The sequence below is a fragment of the Parasaccharibacter sp. TMW 2.1888 genome, assembly GCF_023167265.1.
Classification (GTDB): Bacteria; Pseudomonadota; Alphaproteobacteria; order Acetobacterales; family Acetobacteraceae; genus Bombella; species Bombella apis.
The window spans coordinates 623,808-645,013 of record NZ_CP030979.1; the positions used below are offsets into that span (position 1 = coordinate 623,808).

General features: G+C 59.8%; 21 protein-coding genes and 2 tRNA genes. 9 read left to right on the plus strand and 14 right to left on the minus strand.

Annotated features, from left to right (window positions below; genetic code table 11):
- Window positions 1–50: 50 nt before the first annotated feature.
- Entirely contained in the window at window positions 51–539 is a 489-nt protein-coding gene (gene queF / locus DTQ13_RS02905) for a preQ(1) synthase (RefSeq protein ID WP_043558053.1), read from the plus strand.
- Window positions 540–548: 9 nt separating this feature from the next.
- On the opposite strand, the gene DTQ13_RS02910 is transcribed toward queF, so the two are convergent.
- The 6 genes from DTQ13_RS02910 to DTQ13_RS02935 form a co-directional block, all read right to left on the minus strand.
- Window positions 549–1,898, minus strand: coding sequence for an outer membrane beta-barrel protein (locus DTQ13_RS02910; RefSeq protein WP_086431320.1), 1,350 nt, complete (start codon window positions 1,896–1,898; stop codon window positions 549–551).
- Window positions 1,899–2,066: 168 nt separating this feature from the next.
- A complete protein-coding gene (locus tag DTQ13_RS02915; protein ID WP_156878827.1) occupies window positions 2,067–3,599 on the minus strand; it encodes a carbohydrate porin in 1,533 nt (510 codons plus the stop codon).
- 252 nt (window positions 3,600–3,851) lie between these two features.
- The gene (locus DTQ13_RS02920) at window positions 3,852–5,417 is read right to left on the minus strand and encodes a peptide MFS transporter (RefSeq protein ID WP_248461053.1); all 1,566 of its coding nucleotides are present in this window, start codon (window positions 5,415–5,417) and stop codon (window positions 3,852–3,854) included.
- Window positions 5,418–5,475: 58 nt separating this feature from the next.
- On the minus strand, window positions 5,476–5,622 hold the full coding sequence (locus tag DTQ13_RS02925; RefSeq protein WP_156878828.1) for a hypothetical protein: 147 nt from the start codon (window positions 5,620–5,622) through the stop codon (window positions 5,476–5,478).
- 153 nt (window positions 5,623–5,775) lie between these two features.
- Window positions 5,776–6,705 (minus strand): DnaJ C-terminal domain-containing protein, encoded by a 930-nt coding sequence (locus tag DTQ13_RS02930; protein ID WP_043558046.1) that lies wholly within the window; start codon window positions 6,703–6,705, stop codon window positions 5,776–5,778.
- Window positions 6,705–6,863: a hypothetical protein gene (locus tag DTQ13_RS02935; RefSeq protein ID WP_166651579.1), complete on the minus strand. Its 159-nt coding sequence runs from the start codon at window positions 6,861–6,863 to the stop codon at window positions 6,705–6,707. The genes DTQ13_RS02930 and DTQ13_RS02935 overlap by 1 nt, the downstream gene beginning before the upstream one ends.
- Window positions 6,864–6,982: 119 nt before the next feature.
- Here DTQ13_RS02935 and DTQ13_RS02940 point away from each other — a divergent pair, with 119 nt between their 5' ends.
- On the plus strand, window positions 6,983–7,945 hold the full coding sequence (locus tag DTQ13_RS02940) for a glycosyl transferase (protein ID WP_248461054.1): 963 nt from the start codon (window positions 6,983–6,985) through the stop codon (window positions 7,943–7,945).
- Here the strand turns inward: DTQ13_RS02940 and DTQ13_RS02945 are convergent.
- The 4 genes from DTQ13_RS02945 to DTQ13_RS02960 all read right to left on the minus strand — a co-directional run bounded on the left by DTQ13_RS02945 (window position 7,942) and on the right by DTQ13_RS02960 (window position 11,364).
- Window positions 7,942–9,450: an efflux transporter outer membrane subunit gene (locus tag DTQ13_RS02945; RefSeq protein WP_248461055.1), complete on the minus strand. Its 1,509-nt coding sequence runs from the start codon at window positions 9,448–9,450 to the stop codon at window positions 7,942–7,944. The two genes, DTQ13_RS02940 and DTQ13_RS02945, sit on opposite strands and share 4 nt — an antisense overlap.
- A gap of 1 nt (window position 9,451) precedes the next feature.
- A complete protein-coding gene (locus DTQ13_RS02950; RefSeq protein WP_248461057.1) occupies window positions 9,452–10,363 on the minus strand; it encodes an HlyD family secretion protein in 912 nt (303 codons plus the stop codon).
- A 14-nt stretch (window positions 10,364–10,377) separates the two neighbouring features.
- Entirely contained in the window at window positions 10,378–10,572 is a 195-nt protein-coding gene (locus DTQ13_RS02955) for a DUF1656 domain-containing protein (protein ID WP_043558458.1), read from the minus strand.
- A gap of 348 nt (window positions 10,573–10,920) precedes the next feature.
- A complete protein-coding gene (locus DTQ13_RS02960) occupies window positions 10,921–11,364 on the minus strand; it encodes a hypothetical protein (protein WP_154981131.1) in 444 nt (147 codons plus the stop codon).
- Window positions 11,365–11,718: 354 nt separating this feature from the next.
- On the opposite strand from DTQ13_RS02960, the gene DTQ13_RS02965 reads away from it, so the two are divergent.
- From DTQ13_RS02965 to DTQ13_RS02985, 5 genes are all read left to right on the plus strand, one after another.
- Entirely contained in the window at window positions 11,719–12,837 is a 1,119-nt protein-coding gene (locus tag DTQ13_RS02965) for an extracellular solute-binding protein (protein WP_248461058.1), read from the plus strand.
- Complete coding sequence (locus DTQ13_RS02970; protein WP_043558037.1) at window positions 12,834–13,328, plus strand: YcgN family cysteine cluster protein; 495 nt, start codon at window positions 12,834–12,836, stop codon at window positions 13,326–13,328. Before DTQ13_RS02965 ends, DTQ13_RS02970 begins: the two co-directional genes overlap by 4 nt.
- A gap of 7 nt (window positions 13,329–13,335) precedes the next feature.
- The gene (locus tag DTQ13_RS02975) at window positions 13,336–14,007 is read left to right on the plus strand and encodes a M48 family metallopeptidase (protein WP_166651578.1); all 672 of its coding nucleotides are present in this window, start codon (window positions 13,336–13,338) and stop codon (window positions 14,005–14,007) included.
- A gap of 16 nt (window positions 14,008–14,023) precedes the next feature.
- Window positions 14,024–14,110: transfer RNA gene (locus DTQ13_RS02980), tRNA-Leu, on the plus strand.
- A gap of 124 nt (window positions 14,111–14,234) precedes the next feature.
- Complete coding sequence (locus tag DTQ13_RS02985; protein ID WP_043558452.1) at window positions 14,235–14,990, plus strand: tetratricopeptide repeat protein; 756 nt, start codon at window positions 14,235–14,237, stop codon at window positions 14,988–14,990.
- Between the two features lie 24 nt (window positions 14,991–15,014).
- Here DTQ13_RS02985 and DTQ13_RS02990 read toward each other — a convergent pair whose 3' ends face one another.
- The 3 genes from DTQ13_RS02990 to rplM form a co-directional block, all read right to left on the minus strand.
- A complete protein-coding gene (locus DTQ13_RS02990) occupies window positions 15,015–16,100 on the minus strand; it encodes a branched-chain amino acid aminotransferase (protein ID WP_248461059.1) in 1,086 nt (361 codons plus the stop codon).
- Between the two features lie 215 nt (window positions 16,101–16,315).
- Window positions 16,316–16,819: a 30S ribosomal protein S9 gene (gene rpsI, locus DTQ13_RS02995; protein WP_043558030.1), complete on the minus strand. Its 504-nt coding sequence runs from the start codon at window positions 16,817–16,819 to the stop codon at window positions 16,316–16,318.
- An 11-nt stretch (window positions 16,820–16,830) separates the two neighbouring features.
- The gene (gene rplM / locus DTQ13_RS03000; protein WP_043558027.1) at window positions 16,831–17,301 is read right to left on the minus strand and encodes a 50S ribosomal protein L13; all 471 of its coding nucleotides are present in this window, start codon (window positions 17,299–17,301) and stop codon (window positions 16,831–16,833) included.
- Between the two features lie 355 nt (window positions 17,302–17,656).
- Between rplM and DTQ13_RS03005 the strand changes: the two genes are divergently transcribed.
- Window positions 17,657–19,312 carry a hypothetical protein gene (locus DTQ13_RS03005; RefSeq protein ID WP_043558025.1) on the plus strand — a complete coding sequence of 552 codons (1,656 nt, stop codon included), beginning with the start codon at window positions 17,657–17,659 and terminating at the stop codon, window positions 19,310–19,312.
- A gap of 53 nt (window positions 19,313–19,365) precedes the next feature.
- Here the strand turns inward: DTQ13_RS03005 and DTQ13_RS03010 are convergent.
- Window positions 19,366–19,441 (minus strand) — tRNA-His (locus tag DTQ13_RS03010).
- 274 nt (window positions 19,442–19,715) lie between these two features.
- Here DTQ13_RS03010 and DTQ13_RS03015 point away from each other — a divergent pair.
- The gene (locus DTQ13_RS03015; protein WP_043558022.1) at window positions 19,716–21,170 is read left to right on the plus strand and encodes a SulP family inorganic anion transporter; all 1,455 of its coding nucleotides are present in this window, start codon (window positions 19,716–19,718) and stop codon (window positions 21,168–21,170) included.
- Window positions 21,171–21,206 lie beyond the last annotated feature (36 nt).

The window sequence follows — 21,206 nt, forward strand, 5'->3', positions numbered from 1 at the left end:
CGTATTTCATGCCTTCATCTTTCTCATTCCAGCAGAAAAGGAGCCGTTTCATGACCACCCATCCCCCCAAAGGCCCCACCGCCCCCGGCACGGAAAGCCTCAGCCAGCTTGGCCGACAGACCGTACAGCCGGAGTCGCCTGAAACCGCCGAGCTGGAGCGTGTCCCGGCTCCCCATAAAGGGCGGCGTTATGTTGTCCGTTTCACCGCTCCGGAATTCACCTCCCTTTGCCCGGTGACGGGACAGCCGGACTTTGCCCATATCGTCATCGACTACATCCCACGGGACTGGATCGTGGAGAGCAAGTCCCTCAAGCTCTACCTCACCAGTTTCCGCAATCACGGAGCCTTCCATGAAGACTGCTCGGTAACCATCGCCACACGCCTTGTCGAACTGCTGGACCCGGAATGGCTGCGCATCGGGGCCTACTGGTACCCTCGTGGCGGGATGCCGATCGACGTCTTCTGGCAGACAGGCCCCGCCCCGGACGATGTCTGGATTCCCGCACAGGATGTGCCCGGATACCGGGGGCGTGGCTGAAATTCCCCCTCAGAAACCGAGCGTCACGTCTCCGCCAATCAGAATACGGTTCTGATGCCGGAAATCCGCAAAAGGCCGGGTGTTGTTCAACGAACGGTCAAACCGGATTTCCGGACGGATCTGAAGCAGCTTGACATGATGGCCGATATTCGGCCGCCACACGGCATTGAAGGACAGGTCGCCATACGTCGTTGCCGGGGCGCTGTAGGTCCGGGCGGGCAGGCCGAGCAGTGACCGGCCATAGCCCGTGTCCTCCGGGTACTGCACGACAAACTGGCCCGTGCTGTCCCGATAGACTTCCGCCCGGGCATTGAAGGTCAGGGTGGATGTTGCCGCATAAGCTCCCCAGATGACGCCGCTCCATGTATTGGCATCCAGCCCCTCATCATGAACCTGCGTGGCCTCGGCTGTCAGGCTCCATTTGGGGTTGATCTGCCATGTGGCGTTGAGGTCGTTCCAGAAACGCTGCGCCTCATGCGCCCGGTGGCTGCCCAGCGCACGGCGGGGGTCTTCCGGCCCGACCCGCAGCAGATAGGTCAGGGACAGGGCACCTCCTGCCAGCTGGCTGGCATTGAAGCCCACATAACCGGCCGGTTCGCCATTGTTGTTGCCCCGGCCAAATGATTTCTGGTTCCCGGCATCCATCCCGAACAGAACAGCGTAATGCGAATTCAGGTGCCACTGCCCATAGAAGCCGACATGCTCGAACGGATTGGAATACTGCGCCGTATAGGACATGGTGTAGAAGGCCCGCCCTGCCGGATTCAGCACCTCCACCCCCATGGGGGAGGACAGGATGCCCAGCTGCATGTCCAGCCCGTCTTTCGTCAGCCACGGCATATGCAGGGCGATGTTGGCCTGAATGGGGGTAAGCTGGTAGCGATGATGATCCAGCCAGCGGTCTGAAATCCCCGTGATGACGTAAGCTCTGGCATCAGAACCATAAAGCATCTGGATGTTCGCCCCCAGCCCGTAACCGTCACCAATCGGGTCAACGGGTTTGGTGATGGTCAGGGCGACCTGATTGAGCATCCCCGTATCACTGTGGGACTGGAGAAGCTGACCGAAATTCATGCCATTTCCAGGATGGCCCGTATTGGCCATGGCCCCGCCCTCAATCTGGAGACCGACATCAATGTCGGAAAACCAGCTCTTCCCGGCCGGTGCGGCAGGCTGGACAGCACTGGGAGCCGCCACCGGGGCGGGTGATGGAGCTGCCGGAGCGGGAGAAGAGGACGTGCCGGCCAGCGTGGCCTGAACGGGCCCCCCCTGCTCGCTGGGAGCGGCCTGTGCGCCTTCCAGCCATGACACAGCTCCACCGCACACCCCGACCACCAGAAGATACTGCCAATACCGCATTGAGCCACCCCACCTATTGTTCCGGTATCGTAAGTATATCCACCTTCTGAAAAGCGGGACAATATCCAGAACAGACAGAATGGGATGAAAAGTGATATTCCGCTGCCGAAAATGAAAAAAGGCCGTCCCAAAGACGACCTTTTGTGACCTGCAGCAGGCGGGATGACCTCAGAAAGAAATGGCTGATTCCAGATCAATCAGCATGGCATCCTTGTACCGTTTCAGAGCACCGGGACTCCAGAGATACTGCAAGCCGGGCCGCAGCAGCAGCCAGCGTGTGGGCCAGTATCCATAATTGAGTTCGATGGCTTCTTCCGAATGCGGAGCATACAGCCCGGCACCCCGGCCCGTGTGCTGGAGATGTTCGATCCAGTGTGTGACCTTCGGATTGGCCCAGAGGGCCTTCATGCCAAAACTGATTGTATCATTGGGGCGGCTGGCGAACGTTCCCTTCCGGGTAATACCCGCCGTCACAAAATAGGGCGCAATGGCCGTGCGGGGATCGCCCCATGTGAAGGAGGCAAAAAACGCCGTTCCCCGGTGCGGGTCCGCTCCATCCCGCTGCAACATGCGGTCAAACTGGAACCACCCACCAAACCGGCCCCTCACCTTGGAGACGGGCGCATCCTGCGCCGCAGAAGCCGGAATGTAATATGTTCCCATCTGGCCATAGACGTTCTTGACCTCGGACGTGTCCCAATAGCCGCCGATCTTCACGTTCGTCTGTAACGGGCCGCTATAATCATCCGTCCCGCCCCGATGCCAGCCCAGCTGGAACGGCAGATAGGTACCTGTCGCCCCGTGCAGGTTCATCTTCCAGCCATTCCGCACGCCGGTGATCGTCGGGTCCACACTGTAAGCCCCGAACTGCACCAGATAATGGTCATTCCCCGCCGGATAGAGCTTGATCCACGCACCGGGATGGGCCGTCGGATAGAAGCCGTAACCCGAATTCATGGCAATGGACTGTGGCATCCCGCAGATGCCGTTGTTCTGGAACTGGCAGTACAGGTTGGCCCCCCAGTAGGTGGAAGACTGCTCGAAGTCATTCTCCGTGTTGATCTCACCAACCTCGGTATGTACGTACTTGTTCCAGTGCATTTCCCAGCTGAGGCGGCCAAGGCGCATGGTCTCACCGGCCCCGTAAATTTCCATCGGGCTGTCAACAGCCGGCAACGTGTTTCCCAGCCCGGCCCCCTGACGGGCCAGTGTCAGGAAGTGCAGTGTGCCCGCATTGAAGGCAACGCCCAGCAGCTTCTTCAGGTTGAAATCCAGAGACAGGGCCTCTTCATCCGCATAGCGGACCGCACGGGATTTCCCCCCGAACGGATTGCCTGCGGTGTCCTGAAAGTAACGCCCGCCGATCGTCACGCCATGATCGGCCAGCCAGCTCCGTGCGCCCCAGGGGTCACCAAAAAACCCATCCTGATTGGCAAAATCGTGCCAGCTGTTGGGGAAAAGCCCCTTCTGCTTCTCTGGTGAAGCCTGCTCACTGGCCCCGCGGGAGAAGACGTCACCCGGGATCGGGAGAGGCACGGACCCGAAAGCACGCTGCTCATCCCTTGCAGGCGCACCGTAATTCCGCTCCTTCAACAGCTCATCCCTCTGGGCCGTCGTGATCTCCCCACCTGCTGCCGCTTTCTCCTTCACGGCAGCCGGCCCGGCAGCATCCTGCGCAAAAACGGCATGGCCTCCCAGCATCCAAGCGACACCTACTGCTGCTGTACCAGCCTTTTGCCACATTCCACGCATAGATTAGCCTTCATAGCCGTTGATCAGGACAGGAACCTGAAGGCCAGATGCGCCATGGCAGCCTTCAGCACGACAATGCCAGACAGGCCACAAGCGGCACTGCGGCAAAGGATGACACCGTCCCTTTATATAAATTTTATCGCTGACTTCCAGTGGTGAAATCTGTCTATACCAGATCAGTCGTCATCCACCTCTTCAAGTTCATGTGACCGTTGCCGGTTTATTTACCGTCCAGCTACGATGCTGTTGCCCGAGGCGGCGGGTCAGCGGCAGAAGCAGGGCCAGCACAACACACAGCCCCACACACCCCAGAAACAGTTCCCGGAACAGGGCAGCATAACCCGCCAGGCTGCCCCCACCATCGGCCGGAACACTGGCGAGATCAGCCACCAGGCTCCCCAGATACATGCCGACCCCCCAGAGCAGGAACAGGGCCCCCATCAGCACTGCGCTGACACGGGCCGGGGCATAACGGGCCACAATGGCCAACCCAAGACCGATGGTCAGCAGCTCCCCGAGGGACATGGTGCCATACCCGGCCACCATGACCCACGGCGAAACAAGCCCCGTGCTATGGCCAGCGGCCAACCACCAGATGCAAAAAGCCAGAGCGACCAAGCCATAACCGAGCAGTATCTTGATGGCGGGTGAAGCATCCTGCCCCTTACCCGCATGACGACGGTACAGCCATGCCAGCAGCGGGCTGAACAGCATGACAGCGATCGGATTGAGCGCCTGGAACTGGCCTGCCGACACGGTGAACAGCCGCCATGACCCCAGCTGGTACACGCCAGAGACATCCCGCATGGCAAACAGTGTCAGGGAGGTCTGCATCTGCTGGTAGAAGATCTGGTAGGCCATTGTCTGAGCACAGAGGATGTAGGTCAGCAGCAGACCGGGCCGTTCACCGTCCTTCGCCCGCACATAAAGCCAGACCCAGAGCAGAAGAAGCCCCACCCCTGCCAAAATGATGCAGAGCTGGACCAGCGCCGGGCTGTACAGCACCCATGTGCAAAATCCCCAGACCACCAGCAGGGCCAGCAGGATTCCAGCGCCCAGCGCCCCTTTCAGCACGGGAGTGGAAAGACGCTCCACCAGAGGAACAGGCATGGAGGATGGCCCATGCCGCCGGACTGCCTCAACCGCCCGTGCGGCAAGAAACCTCCGCATACGCCCGGCCCGCACTGCATAATAGCCAAGCCCGACCAGCAGCCCCCCGGCACAGGCCAGAAAGGCCACAGCCGCCCCATAGCGCTGCTGGAGCCACGGCATCAGCAGCATGGAGACGGTCGACCCAACATTGATGGCCATATAGTAGAGTGTGAAAGCGGCATCCAGTGCCGTGCCATCCCCGGCGTAAATGCGCCGAACGAGCGTCCCCGCATTGGGTTTGAACAACCCGTTGGAGAGGGCAATCAGTGTCAGGGCCGGAAGGAAAACAGCCTGACTGCCAAGAGACATGGCCAGAAGACCATATCCGGCTGTCAGCCCGAAGGCCCCCACCAGCATGGTGGGTCTTGTCCCGAGGCACTGATCCCCCAGAAGCCCCCCCAAAACAGGAAGACTGTAGATGAAAAATCCCAGTCCCCCCTGCATGAGGTTAACGTCATGATCCCGCATGTGCAGCTGGGTGACCATGAAAACGGTCAGGACAGCCTGCATGCCGTAATAACCGAAACGCTCCCACAGCTCGATGGCCATGACGACAGCAAAAGCCTGCCGCCGTGCGACAAAAAAGGACGCCGCAGAATGTTGCTGATCGGTCATGAGGGCACGCTACTCCGTTACGGGAAGGACACTGGCTCCCTCCTCACTAGCGCAAAAATCAGCCCCCTGCGAGGTGGAACCCATCCACATGGGCAATCCCCACCAGGCCCAGCACACACAGGGCCACAACAAACACGATGGCCACCAATGCTCCCAGAACGCTGGACTGTCTGACACGCAGCCAGAAAGACATCCCCCAGACCATGGCTAACCCGTCCTTTCCCCGCCACTCCCAACCCCTTGCAGGGCCATCACCAACACACCAGAGGCAGGCCCTTCACATCCCAAAGCGGGACAGAGGGCCTGCCTTCCTTTTTCACCACCCCGCCACACACCACACTCCAGCAGGGACTGGCCCTCAGCTCTCCGTTTTCTCCTCGGCTTCACGCCGCACGAGGGCTTCCAGCTCCGGCGAAATGGTCCCCAGCACAACACGCAGGGTCACCAGCAGATTTCCCGCCTCATGCCGTTTATCCGCCGCAATACCACGACCAGTCAAACGCAGGACCGTGCCACTGTCAGAATGTGGCTTGACCTTCAGCGCCACCGTTCCACCCGGGGTACGGACATGCACCTTGCCACCCAGAATGGCCGTATGGAGGTCAACATCCTGCGTGACACGCAAATTCCGCCCCTCACGCCTGTAATAAGGGTCTTCCGCCACATGAATCTTCAGCAGCACATCCCCGGCAGGGCCGGGCCGACCATCCATGCCGGGCTGCCCCGGCTGACCTTTCCCCCTCAGACGAAGCGTCTTGCCATCCTCGATGCCCGCAGGAATGGTGACGGACACCTCACGCCCTCCACCAAGGCTGACATCACGCCGGGTACCAAGAGCACATTCCTCCATGCTGATACGCAGCTCGCCATGCAGGTCCTCGCCCCGCCGGGGACGGGCAGACCGGAAACCACCGCCCCCGCCACCAAAGGCACCGAAAATGTCCCCCAGATCCTCTGGATTGAAACCACCGCCCGAGAAACCGCCAAATCCGCCAAAGCCACCACCTGGGCCACCGGCCCCGGCACCGCCACCAAAACCACCCCCGCCAAAGGGACCCCTCATCTGGCCATCCGCATCGATCTCGCCACGATCGAACTGGGCACGCTTCTCCTCGTCACCGACAATCTCGTACGCCTTGCCAATCTCCTTGAAGCGCTCCTCCGCCTTGGTATCACCGGGGTTGCGGTCAGGGTGATACTGTTTGACCAGCCGACGGTAGGCGCTGCGGATTTCCTTCTCCGACGCTGTACTGCTTACGCCAAGAACCTTATATGGGTCAGTCGCCATTACTGTCCTGTATCCTCCAGATCCGTATCATCCAGCAGGTCGATCAGCACGGCCAGAACCCTGCTTCTGGAATAGCCAGCAGCTTCCGCCTCCCTGATGAGGGTCTGCACCCGGGGGCGCAGGAAATCGGCGGCTGACTGTACTGGTGTGCCTGTCATGGAAAAAACCTTTCTTCCCCAAAGAAGTGGTGTGCCTGTAAGGTAAGGTCAATAGAGAATGAATTTTTGCCCGTGCATTTCCCGACACTTTCCCAGACCTTGCCGAAAGACAGTTCTTCATGCTGCATGCTGACAGCCCCTCCCCTGCCAACCTTTCCCGCCGCCTCATCATTACAGGCAGCGACAGCCGTTATTTTCCCCTGCTTCAGGAGCTGGTCGCTTCCATCCGCCGCTTCCCGGAGCTGGCCGGGCTGCCGGTCGCCTGCATTGATGGCGGGCTGAAGCGGAAACAGGTCACATGGCTGGAGCAGAATGGCATCACTGTCCGTACCCCGAGAGCCTTTCCTCATGTCTCACGATGGGCCATGCGCAGGCGTCCCAATCTGGCCATCGAACTCTCCAAGATGTGGCTGGACCAGCTCTTCCCGGAGCATGACACGCTGGTATGGATCGATGCAGATGCCTGGGTGCAGGACTGTCAGGCCGTGGAGCTTCTCTTCCAGGCCGCCGAGCAGACGCCGCACGCTCTGGCCATCACGCCGGAACTCTTCCTGCACAAGCCGCTGTTCCGGCTGCGCTGGCTGCCCTTCGGCCTCGTGCAGCTCCGCACCATCCTGTACAAGAATTCCCGTCTGGCCCGGCTGCCCCGGGCGATATGCCGTCATATCGGCGTGCGCCCCACCCTCAATGCCGGTGTTTTCGCCCTCTCCCGCACGGCTCCGCACTGGCCCCGGCTCCGCCACTGGCAGGAAGAAGCCCTGCGGCACGGCAAGATATTCAGCTCCGGCCAGCTCGCCATGGCCCTGACAAGCTATCACGATGGCTACGCCACCGCCCTGATGCCTGCCGGATGCAATTATCTGGGACCGTGGCAGATTGATCCACGGACAGGTCTGCTCTGCGAGGTCACCTTCCCGCACCGTCCTGTTGGCATCGTCCATCTCGCCGGACATGACGCCATGCGGCTGGACCCGGCCGTGACGATGGACGTGCCCGACCGGGCAGGAGGAACACAGGCCCTCAATCTGCGGTTCGGCACGATGCAGGCTTACCGGGACACCCGCCAGCCAGATATGACCTAACGGCTGAAGGCCCGCAGGATCATGTCCTTGCTCTCATGCTGTTCCACCTTCAGGGTGGTGCTGGAAAGCTCCCGTCCCTGCCAGCCGGCACCGAAGGCAATGTAGAGCGAGATGGCATCATCCATGCGCTTTCCGGTAGCCGACACGGCGGCCACACGACGGGACAGGTAGGTCTGCTGGGAGTTGAGAACGTCCAGATAGCCCGTCAGCCCGGCGGCATAGAGCTTGCGGGCACGGGACAGGGCCAGACCGGCCTGCGTGGCGGCCTCCCGTTCTTCCCGCACCAGCTCGCTGTCCTGATGCCAGTCATCGAGGCTGTCTTCCACTTCCCGAAAAGCATTCAGAACGGTCTGACGATATTGCAGGCGACTGGCCTCCGCCTCACTTCTGGCCTGGGCGATCTGGGCGCTGTATTTACCCCCATGCAGGATGGGCAGGGAGGCCATCATCATGACATTCCAGCTCATCCCTCCAATCTGGAACGCCTGATAGGCGGCAGAGGCATTGGGATTGAAGGTCAGCGGGATGCTGAAATTGGGATACAGATTGGAAATCGTGATTCCGATGCGGGAGACGCTCGCCGCATAGCGCCGCTCGGCCGAACGGATGTCGGGCCGGTTGGTCAGCACGGCGGAAGGCAGCATGGCCGGGAACGGGGGCAGGGTCGGGATGGGCCGCCGCTCTTCAAGATCAGACTGTTCCTTACCGGGCATCTCACCCATCAGCACGTTGATAGCATGGATGAGCTGCTCCTGCCGCGCCCGCAAGGGGGGCAGACGAGCCAGCTCGGCATGTTCTTCCGTCCGGGACTGGGCAATGGCCAGCGTATTGCCGACGCCATTATTGAAGAGCCTCTCCACCAGCTGGGTACTGTCCCGAGCCGTGCGGATGGAATCCTCTGTCACGCTCATGCGGGTCTGGATGGTCCGCAGCTCAACATAGTCTGTCACCAGCTGGCTCAGCAGAGAGAGCAGCAGCCCCCGCCGCTCCTCGATGCTGACTTCCACCAGCCTCTTACGCTCCTGCACCTGCCGGGAGATATGGCCAAAAACATCAATCTCCCAGCTTGCCCGGGCACCATAGGTCAGCACAGACGCATGGGGGTGATTGTTCGGGTTGCCCGGGCGCAGGGGCCAGTTGTCAACATTGATGGAGTAGCGGTTGTCTCCCCCACCCGCATTGGCATCCAGCTGGGGATACCAGTTGGCCTGTGCCTGCCGCCGGACAGACTGCTCAGCCAGAACATGCTGGGTGGCCACCTGAAGGTCGTAATTCCCTCTGATGGTCTGCTCCACCAGTCTGTCCAGAACAGGATCGTGAAACTGCGCCCACCAGTCCCGGAGGTTGGCTTCCGTCTCGGCAATTTCCTCCTTGGTGGCGGGGTGGGGCTCACTGGCAAAATGGCCCGGCACTTTCATCCTGTCCGGCCTGTATTCCGGCCCGACCATGCAGGACGTCAGGAAAAGACAGCTGCTGACAACAAGGGGAACAAACCGCATCTTCATCTCACAGGTGATCCTGCAGCCATGTCGTCAACAGCCCCCTGCCTCCGGCTTTTGCCTTCCCCACCGCCACGGTGGCTGTCATGCCTGCAGACAGAATGACCTCTGGCGGCATCTCATCAATTTCAATACGCACGGGAATACGCTGAGCCAGCCTTACCCATGTGAAGATCGGATTCACATCTGGCAGGCCGAGCCTGTCCGACATGCCGTTTGCATCATTGATGCCTCGGCCAATACTGACGACATGCCCCCGCAGGACATGACGATATCCCATGAGCTTGATACGGGCCTCATCACCAACATGCACACCATGCATCTTGGTTTCTTCAAAATAACCATAGACCCAATAGCTGTTCGCATCGATCACAGCCATGCGGGACTGTCCAGCCGTCACATAATCACCGACACGCAGATTGAGATTGGTCACGTAGCCATCCACGGCAGAATAGACCGTGGAACGCTGAAGATTGAGCAAGGCCGTATCGAGGGCAGACCGGGCTTCTTCCAGCCGTGCCCGGCGTACTTCCATCTCGGAGTCGAACACATCCTGTTCCTCACGGGACACGACGCCACCAAGCCCGCGCCGCCTCTTCGCATTCATGACGCTCAGCTTGTAATCTTCCGTCACACCCGCCAGACGGGCCCGTGCCTCATCGATCCTGAGCCTGAAACGCAGTGGATCCACCGTGAAAAGCGGATCCCCCTTATGAACGAACTGGTTGTCCACAACCGGAACAGACACGACCGTTCCCGACACTTCAGGCGTGGCCGTAACGACGTAAACACGGACACGACCATCACGTGTCCAGGGATCGAGGACATAAAGGTCCCACACGACATACCCCAGACCAATAGCCAGAGCGATGATGATCAGTGTCAGCAATGGACGTGCAAGACGCCGAAACCAGTTCATACCCCCGCTCCACCTCAGACGAAAATAACCAGAAGACAGAGAACACAGACATACAGGGCAATCTCGAACAGGGCGACATGCCAGAACCAGCCCAATGCTCCGAGACGCCACAACACATAGCGCAGGGCCAGAGTCACCAGCACTGCGCAGACAGCATAAACAGCTATTGGAGAAACGAACACTCCGCAGAGGCTGACTTCCGAAAGCATCATGCGCCGCAATCCCCGAAAGAACGGGACCGTGCGGGTGATATGTCTGATGCTTTGCTCACGTTGTTCCCTATCGCACCTGCAAAAGGCCCGGTGTCCGTCCAGACGGGCCGGACTCTGCTTCCTCCCGAAGGTACCATGCCGGGTATCCATCCAGAGGACGACACGGCACCACCGCCAGGCCATCTTCCCGTTTCAACCACAGAGGCAGAAGCAGCTCTTACCACTTCTTAACGTCAATTACAGGCGTCTGACCAGACGGAACCCACCTGGAAACAGAAAGCCCATAGCAGAAGCGGCCCCTGAAGGCCGCTTCTTTTGTCTCATATGCCTATGGAACCGACAAAATCACTTTTTCCGGCGTGTGAAGACACCTTTGGCCATACGCCATGCCTGCCCACCCGCATAACGGCCCACCGGACCACTGGCGAGACCAAGCAGGGACGTCAACGCAAAGCTCTGCTTCAGCTCATGCATCTTCCTGTCCCGCTCCATGCGGGCGCGGGCCTCTGCCAGGCCGGAATGACCGGCACGCACCGCCAGAAGCAGGAAAATGATGAAGAACAGCAGGTCTATCCCCAGTACACAGGTAGCAGACAGCAGAAGACCCAGATGGCAGATCTGCCTGAAAAAGGCCCAGAACACTCCGTGCAGGGTAATGGCTGCAAAGCCGAGAAACACGAGAGCCACGACAAGGAAGCACAGCCGGATACCGTGCCGTTTTGCACATTCCCTGAAAATTTTTCCCTGGGCAGCGAGCACTGCCTGACCAAGTTCCAGTAGACCATTCATGATACGACTGCTGCCCCTTCCAGATTCATGAAAAACACCAAGGCCCTTGCCAGAGGGAGGACAGAACACACCCCTCCGCCGACCATTCCCTCACCTATAGCACTGCACGGGAAAAAGCCAAAGCACCCCATGAAGCGGCGCTACCCATCCCTCATTAAAGGTTGAATGGAAAATATTTCCTCATTTTATCAAGAAAAAAAGGCATAAAGATGTTCTGATTCTTTTTTCTTCTCCCCTCTGTAACGAAGTTTCAAGAATCATCATGTAATATCCTTTCATCTCAACCACTTCCATGCATTTATCCTGTCCATTGAATCCCACCGCCACCTCAAGTCCGTACGGTGCCGCTACGTCATGAAAACAGTCCGCCCCCGGAGCTGCCAGAAACACCCCTCACTGCCCCACACGGGGCACCGTCTGTTCCGTTCCATCATGCGGGCGGTTTGTCCTGTCAGGCAGTTCCTGGACAAAATTCATCCATCCATCGGGCGTTTGCCTGCACTCTGTCTGGCCCTCACAGCCATGGCTGGCGCAGCCCCTGTCTCCGCCATGGCGGATGCGGCCAGCACACAGACCGACCCTGCCCCACAGGACAGGACCTATTACTGGGCCATTCCAGAGCATGATCTCATCGGCCCGATACTGCGTGATTCCACCTCCATGAATCTTGCTTTCCTGAGCCGTGAAGGACGTGGACTGGACGAAATAGAACAGCAGGCCCTTGCCTATCCACAGACCGTACAGGCCATCATGCTGGACAGCACGGAATCGGCCATCGCCTGTGCACGAGCCTGGTTGCAGCCCCTCCATGCCCTGGGCCGTTGTGGTCGGTCGGCCGGTTTTTTCCGCAATGTTCTCTTCTGGGATACATCCCGCATCACCACCCCACCACATTGGCCAACATTGTGGGATGTTGCCCGCTATCCCGGACAGCGAGCCTTCTTCCGGGGCCCCCGCATGACGCTGGAGATTGCCCTGCTGGCTGATGGCGTCCCCCCCAACCAGGTCTACGCCCAGCTCTCCACCCCGGCAGGGATCGACCGGGCCTTCCACAAGCTCAACCAGCTGCGGCCCTATATAATCTGGTGGCGCTCTCCCTCCGAGGCCTACCATATCCTCCAGAAACAGGCCGTGCTGATGGGAATCACCCCCGGCGCCATCATTCTCTCTCCCAAGGCAAGAAACACACTGGTGCGACCTTATCAGGCAGAGATGGGCAACGTTCTGTACAGTCCCGCCATGTGGGCAATTCCGGCGACACTGCCCACTGAGCAGGCCAACGAAATCCGCACCCTCCTGCTGAAGAACCCACCACACCTGCCCTATCCTCCTTCCCCCATTCCTGCCGAATCACTTGAAATCAGCGACGGTTTCTGGGCAACACATGAACTGCTGCTGAGTGAGCGCTTTAACGCATGGCTCACCCACACTCCTCTTTCCAGGCCCCTGACGACAGAACAGACCACACGATGACAGATCACCTTCCCTTCTGGCGGACCACTTCCCTTCAGGACATGACAGCCAGCCAATGGGAATCTCTCTGTGACGGCTGTGGCCGCTGTTGCCTGAACAAGCTGCGGGACGAAGACACCGATGAGATCATCTGGACGGACGTTTCCTGCCGTCTCCTTGATACCCAGACATGCCGCTGCACCGACTATGAGCGACGCCAGAAAAAAATTCCGGACTGCATCTCCCTGACCCCGGCCCTGCTGGACGACATCGACTGGCTGCCCCCGAGCTGCGCCTATCGCCTCCTGCGGGACGGGTTCGACCTGCCGGAATGGCATCCCCTTCGCAGTGGAACGGACGACACCGTGCTGAAGGCCGGCGCCTCGGCCAGTGGCCGCTGCATCAGCGAACGCCGGGCCGGCCTGCTGGAAAACCACATCGCCGACTGGCCCGGTACCTGGCCGGAGGGCGCCCCACCCTGCGTTGCGCTCCGTCAGAATGGTAACAGCTGACACTCCCGTGCTTCTTCCACCCGTTCTCTGGCGTATGTCCTCCCGGGCCCGGCGGATCATTCTCCGTCTGGACCTCCGCCGACGGGCCATTGTCATCACCCTCCCTGCTGGAGCCACCCGCCAACAGGGGCTGCGCTTCCTCCAGAGCCAGTCACAATGGCTGGCACAGGCCATGGCAGACCTCCCTCCTCCGGCAGTCGATCAGGGCCAGATATGGCTGGAGGGGCAGGCCATTCCCATCCTCCCCACCATAATACTGGATGGCCGTACACGCCTGACAGACAAAGGGCTGCATGTGGGCCACCCTCCCGAAGAACATGCCCGCCATCTGCTCTCCTTTCTGAAGCGCCGTGCCGAAAGCCTGTTCCCGCCCCTCTTCCGGCAACAGAGCCTCCGTATGGAGGCCTCACCAGCAAAATTCAGCCTGCGGGATGTCAAAAGCCGCTGGGGCAGCTGCACAAGGCAAGGGCGCATCATGCTCAGCTGGCGGCTCATCATGGCTCCGCCGGACATCTACACCTACGTGATGGTGCATGAGCTCGCCCATCTGCGCCATTTCAACCATGGGCCGGCCTTCTGGGCGCTTGTGGACCAATACGCCCCGGGCGGACAGCCGGGGCGCAAAAAAGCTGAAAAATGGCTTTCACAGAATGGTGCTCATCTGCTGGCCATGATATAAAACGCCCGCTTCCTCTGCGCGCTTGGCGGAATGGTAGACGCACGAGACTTAAAATCTCGAGTTCGGTCAGAACGTGCGGGTTCAAGTCCCGCAGCGCGCACCAGAGGTGCCTTTTCTGTGCGGTACCATTGCCTTTCCATGCAGCCCGGCTCTATCTTCATCTTCCTGCAAAAGATTATCAGTTTGATCCCAAGGCCTGGCACCCGTCCAGCAAAGTAAGGAACGCCATGGTGTTCGCCCGATTCCGTCGCTTTTTCAGCCGTTCTTCCGCCCATCCGCAAGAGCCCGACCTGCCGGACAATCTTGCAGAAATCTACCAGAAGGCACGGAACGGCCATGTACTGGAGCAGGTTCTCTGGGGGAAAGCCCTGCTGGACAGCGAGTATGTCCCCCGGGATGTGGACAAAGCACGGGAGTGGTTCACCATTGCGGCTTCTGCCAGTTATGGCCCGGCCCACAACATGCTGGGCCGCTGTTCACAGTTCGGCTGGGGGTGCCCGCTGGATCTGACAGAAGCTGTCCGCCATTACAGCCGGGCTGCGCAGCTGGATGACCTGTGGGGCATCTACAATCTCGGCATCTGCCACATGCGGGGCCTAGGAGTGCAGGCAGACCGGCGAACCGCCTTCCTTCTCTTCCGTCGGGCAGCTCTGCGAGGCCATGCGAAGTCCATGAACCTGCTGGCCCGTTTCATTGAGGAGGGATGGGAGACCCCCGCCAATCCCCTTGCCGCTCTGGAATGGTATCAGCGCTCTGCTGACGGAGGCGATTACCGGGGGCAACATAATTATGCTACCGCCTTGATGGGTATGGGGCAGCCGGAAGATGCTCTGCGCTACTGGCGCATGGCCGTAAAGGACGCCACGCCAGATATTCTTCAGGCCATGCAGCGGGAACTGGAAAGGCCCGGAGCCCCACAGGACCCGGACCTCATGGAAACACTCAGGCAGCGGCTGAAAACAGTCCTGCCGGGCGATGACTGACAACACCCGGCCTGCGCTCTTCCCTCACAGGGAAACGGTATGAACCCAGCCGAACGGGTCCGCTTCCTCACCACGCTGGAGAGCGCACAGGGCGTTGCGCAGCTTCATGGTAACCGGCCCAGCCGTTTTCCCATCACCAAATGCCACGGAGCCAGCATCCCGGCGGAATTCGCCAATCGGTGAAATGACTGCCGCCGTGCCGCAGGCAAAGGCCTCCGTGATCTCACCAGCAGCGGCAGCCCTGAAGACATCATCTATGGCCAGAGGCTCCTCAACCATGGCCAGGCCCATCCTGCGGCCCAGCTTGAGGATGCTGTCCCTCGTGATGCCTCGCAGAATCGTCCCACCAAGCGGTGGTGTGACCACACTGCCATCCTTGCGGACGAACATGACGTTCATGCCGCCCATTTCATCAATGAAGCGACGTTCCTTCGCATCAAGGAACAGCACCTGGCTACAGCCATGGTCCGCCGCCTCCTGCTGGGGCAGCAGACTGGCTGCGTAATTGCCCCCACATTTGGCCTCACCCGTGCCACCGGGAGCCGCCCGTGTATACTGCTCCGACACCCAGACCGGGATGCTGCCATTACCACTGAAATACCCCCCTACAGGGCTGGCCAGCACGACGAACAGATATTCATTGGCCCGTTTCACGCCAAGAAACACTTCATTGGAGATCATGAACGGCCGCAGATAGAGGCTCTGCTCCGGATTGGTGGGCACCCAGTCATGATCCACCTTCAGCAGGGCCTTGATGGACCCGAGGAAGAGCTCCTCCGGCAGCTCGGCCATGGAAAGGCGGCGGGCTGACGCCGCAAACCGGGCAGCATTGGCCTCCGGCCGGAACAGCGTAACAGCCCCCCCCTTGCCCCGATAGGCTTTCAGCCCCTCGAAAATCTCCTGCCCATAATGCAGGACGGTCGATGCCGGGTCGATCTGCAAAGGCTGACGAGGAATAATTCTGGCGTCATGCCAGCCCTTTTCATCCGTATAACGGATGATGGCCATATGGTCCGTAAAGACACGCCCGAACTTTGGGTCCACCATCAAGGCCTGCCGCTGCTCGGCTGATGTAGGGGTCTCTGTCCGTTCAATGCTGAACTCTGCCATGATGCTTCCTGCCTTCCCGGTCGGTTCAAAGATGTCACATTTCGGAATTTATGTGCTGTTCCGTCAAGAAACTAATATATGGAATACTATGTCTTTCAAGACCATATTTTTGAAACTTTATTTCATGAATGCCAGACATGCACCATAAAAAAAACCCCCACCCGGCAGGGTGAGGGTTTTTCCGGCGCAGGCCAGTTTTCCGTATGGCTGAAAGATCAGCGCTTGGAGAACTGGAAGGAACGGCGGGCCTTGGCCTTACCGTACTTCTTACGCTCGACGACACGGCTGTCACGCGTCAGGAAGCCAGCCATCTTCAGCACACCACGCAGCTCCGGCTCGTAGTGGGTCAGGGCACGGGAGATACCGTGACGGACCGCACCAGCCTGACCGGAAAGACCACCGCCAGTGACCGTGCAATACACGTCAAACTGGTTGTAGCGATCTGTCAGCAGGAAGGGCTGGGTGATCAGCATGCGCAGCACGGGGCGTGCGAAATAGTTCGTGACCGGGCGGCCGTTGACGGTGATCTCACCCTTGCCAGGCTTGATCCACACACGGGCGACGGCGTCCTTACGGCGGCCCGTTGCGTAGGAACGGCCCTGCGCATCACGCTTGGCTTCATAGACGGGAGCTGCATTGGCAACAGCAGGAGCCGCATTGGCCAGGTCCTGCAAAGTGCCGGTAAGCTCGGCGGCGGGGCGCTCTTGAGTTTCTGACATGATGACAGGCCTTACTGACGTTTCAGGGTATTCTTGCGGTTCAGGGAAGCAACGTCCAGCTTGACGGGCTTCTGACCCTCATGCGGGTGCTCCGTGCCGGCATAGACGTACAGGTGCTTCATCTGGGCGCGCTGGAGCGGACCACGGGTGATCATGCGCTCGACAGCCTTCTCCACGACCTGACCGGGGTTCTTGCCCTCGAGACGCTGAGTGATGGTGCGCTCCTTGATGCCACCCGGATGGCCGGTGTGGTAATGGAAGAGCTTCTGGCCGACCTTGTTGCCTGTCAGGGCGATCTTCTCGGCGTTGATGACGACAACCGCATCACCGCAATCAACATGCGGGGTGTACTGCGGCTTGTGCTTGCCGCGCAGACGGTTGGCAATGATGGTGGCGAGACGGCCCAGAACCAGCCCTTCGGCATCGATCAGGATCCAGTTTCTCGTCACCTCCGCGGGTTTCAGCGAAAGTGTGGTCTTCATGACGTATCATTTCCAGTTTGAGATGCCACGGACAATGCGGCATCAGGAAAAGGACTGCCCCGACGATGCCGGCTCCGTAAGAGGCCAGACACCCTGAAAGCCGGAAACAGATTCAGGATGTGGGCGTTATTGCGGGAGACGGGAAAAAGGTCAAGCCCTTTAATTCTGGACCATTGCGCCACAAGCGGCAGAGAACAGCCATTTTTTATGATGTGGTATTAAAATACCGCAAAATAATCCCTTCTTTCTGCCTCCTTCCGGCAGCAGACAGCTCCATCCCCATTTGCTCATGCCTCTGCCAAAGGGTATTGTGCCGGTTCGCATATCAAGAGTGCCCAAGTGAGGTAAGTGCAGCATGCAACGGTTACGGCTTCCCCTCTGTCTGGCCCTCCTCATCCTGATTCTGGGGGGACTGGGCATCTACCGCGAGGCCGGAATCCGTCTTTCCCACGCACTGGACCGGTTCCGGGCTGCCCTGCCTGCCGGGGCGGACTTTCATTACAGCGAGGTCCGGCCCGCATTCCTGCTTGGCGGGGTGACCCTGTATGATGTGTCGTTCCATTATCAGGCGACAGATTTCCACGCCCGGCGTGTCCGTTTCGGCTACCCCAAGCTGCTTTCCAGCGGAACCCTGAGACTGGCCAGCCTCCTGCTGGATTCACCCAGCTATACCGACCAGACACATCACATCACGGCAGACGAAGCGTCGTTCCATCACCTCCATATCCCCTCCTCGGCAGAAACGCTGCATGAAGGTCATGGCGAAGCGGACAGCATGCGCTCCCTGGCAGCCATCATGTCGTTTGAACCGGAAGACGTGACAGCCCTGCGCTTTGAACAGATGCAGCTGACAAAACTGCGTGTCTCACCATCAGAAAACGCCCCGCCCATTGCGGCTGGCTCCGCAGTTGCACGCCCGTTCACCATAAAAACACTGTCGGCTGACAACCTGATCGTTGAAGGCTACGGGCAGGGACTCCGTGTCCATACACTCATGAACGGCCTGTCCCTCTCCGTTTCCCTCCCCGGCGGCAAAAACAGCCTCTTCCCGCCAGTATTGCAGCAGATCCTCCTGCCCGGGAACACGGACGCCACGCCCGGGGCCAAATCTCCCATGGAACTGAATCTGGCCCTCCAGCATCTGGAAGCCAGAGAAGGTTACATCCAGTGGCTGAAGCGCCCCTTCCAGCATGCAGGCAACCCGGCAGAAACATTCTGGCAGGACCCGGCAGCAACCCTGTGGGAAAAGCCTGGCAAACTGGAAATCAACGGCCTGTCCCTTCTCTTCAGCCGGACAGACCTGCGACGGACCCTCATCCTCACCCATCTGGCAGGTGAGCGGCGGGCCGGAGAGAATGATGATCTCCGCACGGAGGGAGACCTGTCCGGCCTGACGACCCGGCTCTCGCCACCCCCCTCACTGCTGGCCTCTCCCGTGGCTCTGCCGACGGATTACCACATCATTGCCACCTCCCGGAAAAGGATGGGGGAATGGGACGAGACCCTCCAGCTCCGTACCCTTTTTGGCAAGGACAGCCCCGCCCTGATGTCCGTGGTCTTCAGTCTGCCTGACATCAATCCGTTCCATCTGGGCGATGACAGCGTGTCACGCTTCCTCCAGGCTGGGCAATGCCTGGGGACAGAGCTGACCGTGCAGGGGCTGGACATCTTCTCCTATTACGGCATCCTGACCCACCAGGCTGAAGCCTCCTCCGAAACGGACAAACCAGCCGATGGAACGGGCGCCGCCAAACCCACACTGGAGTCTCCAAAAGGCTCCATGATGGCCGAACAGGGGTATGTCGTTACACCCCGCTTCAATGTTCTGGCCCTCCAGAAACCCATTCTGGCCCCTGTACTGGATTTCCTGCTGGCACCCGAACGGCGGACCCTCACCTTCAAGACCGGGCCGCTCTCTCTGGAGGAACTGGCCCATATCCCGAGCGACAGCAGCGACACGGCCAAATTCGACCGGCTGCATGTACTGAGTGTCACAACGCAGGACCAGTAAAGGCTCAGGAGAGCCTGCCTGCGTCACTCGACATTACGTTTTAGGGGAAATGCTGGGGCGAATGACGGGATTCGAACCCGCGACCACCGGTACCACAAACCGGCGCTCTACCAACTGAGCTACATCCGCCACACAGCGACCTGACATTTATTAAATCCTGCTTCTGCCGTCCAGCCCTCAAAAGCATTTTTGTCATATTTTTTTAGGACGTACCCCCTCCGGGCCGAAAAACCCGCCATCATGGGCCGATATCCGGTACGACATGGCCACAATGCTTCACAGCCTCCCGGCAGCCGCCTATAGTTGCCGCACAATTGGCCGCACCGGGCCGCCAGTACGGTGACCATGGCAGAACCTTGTATCTGCCCCACAGCCTCAACAGAGAGAAGGACCAGCCGCATTCATGGCCAGTGATTCCTACATCCAGCAATGGACCCAAAGACCCGTCAGGGAAATATTGGCAGGCATGGTGGGCACGTTCGCCCTCATTCCTGAAGTCATCGCCTTTTCCTACATTGCTGGCGTGTCACCGGCCGTCTCGCTGTTCGCTTCCTTCGTCATCTCCGTCTCCATCGCCATCTTCGGAGGCAGGCCGGGCATGATCTCCGGGGCCGCCGGGTCTGTTGCCCTGGTGCTGGCACCGCTCGTCCATGCCCATGGCCTCCAGTACATGCTGCTGGCCACCCTGATGGCCGGGGGCCTGCAGGTCATCTTCGGGCTGCTGCGCCTCCACTCCCTGATGCGCTTCGTCTCCAGCGAGGTCCGTACCGGCTTCGTCAACGCCCTGGCCATTCTCATCTTTTCCGCACAGGTCCCGCAGATGCTGGGAGTGAGCTGGCAGACCCATCTGCTCATCATCATCGGGCTGGTCATCATCTATCTTCTGCCCCGGCTCTCCAAGGCCATTCCCTCACCGCTCATCTGCATCATCGTACTGACGGCCATCACCATCATCCATCCGATGCCGGTCCGTACCATTGCGGACCTCGGGGCCCTGCCGACAGGCCTGCCGCAGTTCACCCTGCCACAGCTTCCCCTGAATGCTGAAACGCTCACCATCACCTTTCCGTATGCCCTGGCCGTGGCGGCTGTCGGACTGCTGGAATCCCTGATGACTGCCAGTGTGGTGGATGACCTGACGGACACGCATGGCACACCACAGAGAGAATGTACCGGGCTGGGAATCTCCAACATTTTCGTCGGCCTGTTCGGCGGGATTGCCGGATGCGGCATGATCGGCCAGACCGTCGGCAACCTGCGCTATGGCGGGCGTGGGCGGCTCTCCACCTTCACGGCAGGGGCCTTCCTCCTGCTGCTGATGGTCGTGCTGCACCCGTGGGTGGCCCGGGTGCCGGTCGCCGCCCTCGTGGCCATCATGATCATGGTGTCCGTCAGCACCTTCGCCTGGGGCAGCCTGAAAGACCTCTTCCACCACCCCAAGCTGACCAGCCTCGTGATGCTCGTCACCGTCGGCGTGGTCGTGCTGACCCACAATCTGGCGGCTGGCGTGCTCGTGGGCGTCCTGCTCTCCGGCCTGTTCTTTGCATGGCATACGGCCCGGCTGGTGCAGGTCCGCTCCACGGAAGAACATGACATACTGACCTACCACATACAGGGTCAGATCTTCTTTGCTTCAGCAGACCTGATGGCCGAGGCCATGACCTACACCACCCATGCCCACCGGGTGACGCTGGACCTTTCCCACGCGCGCTTCTGGGACATCACGGCCGTGCAGGCCCTCGAGAAGATTGTCGAGAAATTCCGCAAGCACGGCAAGGAGGTGACCGTCTGCGGGCTGGATCATGCCCAGCATGGCATCCTCACCGAGCAGTCCGATGAAAAGGCTTTCACCATCTGAAGGAGGCCCGACCTCGGCCTCCGGATACGGAAAACC

What these genes read in the sequence shown, in the direction of transcription:
- queF (WP_043558053.1), top strand. Translation starts at nt 51, where the DNA reads ATGACCACCCATCCCCCCAAAGGCCCCACCGCCCCCGGCACGGAAAGC.
- DTQ13_RS02985 (WP_043558452.1), top strand. Translation starts at nt 14,235, where the DNA reads ATGGTGTTCGCCCGATTCCGTCGCTTTTTCAGCCGTTCTTCCGCCCAT.
- rplM (WP_043558027.1), bottom strand. Translation starts at nt 17,301, where the DNA reads ATGAAGACCACACTTTCGCTGAAACCCGCGGAGGTGACGAGAAACTGG.
- DTQ13_RS03005 (WP_043558025.1), top strand. Translation starts at nt 17,657, where the DNA reads ATGCAACGGTTACGGCTTCCCCTCTGTCTGGCCCTCCTCATCCTGATT.
- DTQ13_RS02925 (WP_156878828.1), bottom strand. Translation starts at nt 5,622, where the DNA reads ATGGTCTGGGGGATGTCTTTCTGGCTGCGTGTCAGACAGTCCAGCGTT.
- DTQ13_RS02950 (WP_248461057.1), bottom strand. Translation starts at nt 10,363, where the DNA reads ATGAACTGGTTTCGGCGTCTTGCACGTCCATTGCTGACACTGATCATC.
- DTQ13_RS02970 (WP_043558037.1), top strand. Translation starts at nt 12,834, where the DNA reads ATGACAGATCACCTTCCCTTCTGGCGGACCACTTCCCTTCAGGACATG.
- DTQ13_RS02945 (WP_248461055.1), bottom strand. Translation starts at nt 9,450, where the DNA reads ATGAAGATGCGGTTTGTTCCCCTTGTTGTCAGCAGCTGTCTTTTCCTG.
- DTQ13_RS02965 (WP_248461058.1), top strand. Translation starts at nt 11,719, where the DNA reads ATGAAAACAGTCCGCCCCCGGAGCTGCCAGAAACACCCCTCACTGCCC.
- DTQ13_RS02910 (WP_086431320.1), bottom strand. Translation starts at nt 1,898, where the DNA reads ATGCGGTATTGGCAGTATCTTCTGGTGGTCGGGGTGTGCGGTGGAGCT.
- rpsI (WP_043558030.1), bottom strand. Translation starts at nt 16,819, where the DNA reads ATGTCAGAAACTCAAGAGCGCCCCGCCGCCGAGCTTACCGGCACTTTG.
- DTQ13_RS02930 (WP_043558046.1), bottom strand. Translation starts at nt 6,705, where the DNA reads ATGGCGACTGACCCATATAAGGTTCTTGGCGTAAGCAGTACAGCGTCG.
- DTQ13_RS02940 (WP_248461054.1), top strand. Translation starts at nt 6,983, where the DNA reads ATGCTGCATGCTGACAGCCCCTCCCCTGCCAACCTTTCCCGCCGCCTC.
- DTQ13_RS02955 (WP_043558458.1), bottom strand. Translation starts at nt 10,572, where the DNA reads ATGCTTTCGGAAGTCAGCCTCTGCGGAGTGTTCGTTTCTCCAATAGCT.
- DTQ13_RS02915 (WP_156878827.1), bottom strand. Translation starts at nt 3,599, where the DNA reads ATGCTGGGAGGCCATGCCGTTTTTGCGCAGGATGCTGCCGGGCCGGCT.
- DTQ13_RS03015 (WP_043558022.1), top strand. Translation starts at nt 19,716, where the DNA reads ATGGCCAGTGATTCCTACATCCAGCAATGGACCCAAAGACCCGTCAGG.
- DTQ13_RS02920 (WP_248461053.1), bottom strand. Translation starts at nt 5,417, where the DNA reads ATGACCGATCAGCAACATTCTGCGGCGTCCTTTTTTGTCGCACGGCGG.
- DTQ13_RS02935 (WP_166651579.1), bottom strand. Translation starts at nt 6,863, where the DNA reads ATGACAGGCACACCAGTACAGTCAGCCGCCGATTTCCTGCGCCCCCGG.
- DTQ13_RS02990 (WP_248461059.1), bottom strand. Translation starts at nt 16,100, where the DNA reads ATGGCAGAGTTCAGCATTGAACGGACAGAGACCCCTACATCAGCCGAG.
- DTQ13_RS02960 (WP_154981131.1), bottom strand. Translation starts at nt 11,364, where the DNA reads ATGAATGGTCTACTGGAACTTGGTCAGGCAGTGCTCGCTGCCCAGGGA.